The organism is Neisseria sp. P0021.S006 (assembly GCF_051956895.1).
In genome coordinates this window covers 1-530 of record NZ_JBQCWZ010001020.1, presented here as the reverse complement: position 1 = coordinate 530, position 530 = coordinate 1, and the positions used below count along the sequence as shown (strand labels likewise).

Below are 530 nucleotides of genomic sequence, written 5' to 3'. Positions count from 1 at the left end.
AAACAAACACACCAAACAAACACCCCAACAACAACAAACAACAAAAAACACACAAACCCACAAAAAACACAAAAAAACCAACAACAAAACCACAACCCCACAACACCCAAACAAAAAAACCCACCCCCCAAAAAACACCCCCACCCAAACACACAAAACAAACAAAACAAACCCAAAGAACCAAACCACCCAAACACCCAAAGAAAAAAAAACCAACCAAAACCCCACAAACAACAAAAAACAAACACAAAAAAACCCACACACAACAACCACCAAAACAAAAAAACAAACCAAAAAACCCAACCACAACAAACAACAACCCCACCCCCAAAACCCCAAAAACAACACCAAACACACCAAAAACAAAACAAAACACACAAAACCCCACCCAAACACAAAGAAACCACCCCCCAAAACCCAACACCCCCCACCAACCAACAACGAACCAACAACACAAAAAAAAAAAAAAAAAAACCCCAAAAAAGAAACAAAACCAAAACCAAAACCCAACACACACCAACAACAAAAAC

The 530-nt window shown here is 39.1% G+C and carries 1 pseudogene; it reads left to right on the top strand.

The window, feature by feature from the left end:
* A pseudogene (locus ACTHUM_RS18495) lies at window positions 1–530 on the top strand (hypothetical protein); the annotation flags it as partial.